This is a genomic window from Flavobacterium sp., from assembly GCF_013822155.1.
Classification (GTDB): Bacteria; Bacteroidota; Bacteroidia; order Flavobacteriales; family Flavobacteriaceae; genus Flavobacterium.
This window is the reverse complement of the sequence record NZ_PNJW01000182.1, coordinates 1-1358: the sequence shown is the minus strand read 5'-3', so window position 1 is coordinate 1358 and position 1358 is coordinate 1. Positions and strand designations below refer to the sequence as shown.

General features: G+C 35.9%; 2 protein-coding genes. Both read left to right on the top strand.

The window, feature by feature from the left end; all coding sequences use genetic code 11:
• The first annotated feature begins 324 nt into the window (after window positions 1-324).
• Window positions 325-789 carry a hypothetical protein gene (locus C0512_RS15785; RefSeq protein ID WP_290863298.1) on the top strand — a complete coding sequence of 155 codons (465 nt, stop codon included), beginning with the start codon at window positions 325-327 and terminating at the stop codon, window positions 787-789.
• Entirely contained in the window at window positions 758-1219 is a 462-nt protein-coding gene (locus C0512_RS15780; protein WP_290863296.1) for a DUF2335 domain-containing protein, read from the top strand. The genes C0512_RS15785 and C0512_RS15780 overlap by 32 nt, the downstream gene beginning before the upstream one ends.
• The last annotated feature ends 139 nt before the right edge of the window (window positions 1220-1358 follow it).

Below are 1358 nucleotides of genomic sequence, written 5' to 3'. Positions count from 1 at the left end.
AATTGAAATCTTTTTTCAAAGCCTCATTTAAATTCTTATTTTCGATCACACAACTAAATTTACCGCATTGGGACTAGCACTAAGGTGTAAGGGTTCTGATATAATTTGATCTTATGCTTATAGATTCATATAAAAAACAATAACTTAAAAAGTTTCGCCCTTGGAATCACTCATGGCTTTTTACACTTTGGAAATCTAACGCATAACTAAAATATAGGACTTAGTGTAAATTATAAGATGTTTTAAAATTTTCTAGGATATTAGGAAGTATGCATTTGGATAAAAATTTACTAAACTTATAGCCAGTCTAATACTTAATAGATTATGTCTTCACTCAGTAAAGTTCTGAAAGCATTACCCGATGTTTTTTCGTTGCAACCAAACGATTACAGCGATTTTTTGCCGACTGATTCTGTTGCAAAAAATTTTCAGAATCGGTGGTCTGCTTTAGGTAGCCGGTTGCAAAAAGCAAGTGATTTAGTAGATATTCCAGGCTATAGCAATAATCCATCCGAACGGCAAGTTGAGATAGTTACATCTATTACACGTGATAGTATTCGTGAAGAGCTTATAAAAACAATAAAAGAAAATAAGATTGACAGTACAACTATTGATGTTGATGCCATTTTTGATGAGTATTATAGTGAAAACACTATCAGAGAAATTGTACGCACTATCCTACTAAAAGACAGCAATGCTGCGAAATTTCATAATCGTAATAACTACAAAAAATTAAAAGAGTACAAAAAGCTGGCTAATGCGAAGAAAGAAACTCTCAAACGCGCGTAGAAAAGCCCTCACTTCAAAATCACCTGAAACTAAATCACCTGAAACGGTGTTAGTTGAAAAACTTTTGCCGGAAAGTAAAGTTCGACAGATAGCCGCAAAGATATCTTCATTTTCTGGTCCCTTACCACATCCGGATATTTTTAAGCAATACGCAGATGTAATTACGGATGCCCCTGAACGAATTCTTAGAGTATTTGAAGACGATTCCAAACATTCAAGGGATATTTCAATTAAGGCACTGGAGGCGCAAGTTAGAGATAATCGCCGCGCACATTGGATGGCATATAGTCTAGTGGTTTTTGCTTTCGTACTTTGTTTTGGTTTAGCTTGGCTTGGGAAGGATTTGCTCGCTGGAACCGTGATGGGTACAACTTTAGTTGCTATCGTAATCGGCTTTTTAAAAAGCCGAAACCACAGTAAAACCAGTTAAAGTAAAGTGTAGTAAGCTACGAATGATCTTGGCCGATAAACTAAAAGCCAGACAAGCTGAATTTGGCAATAGAGATTTATAATTTTGCGAACCTCAATCCTTAACATTGCCCGCATGCAAGCCGCATTCTTTCTTGGCG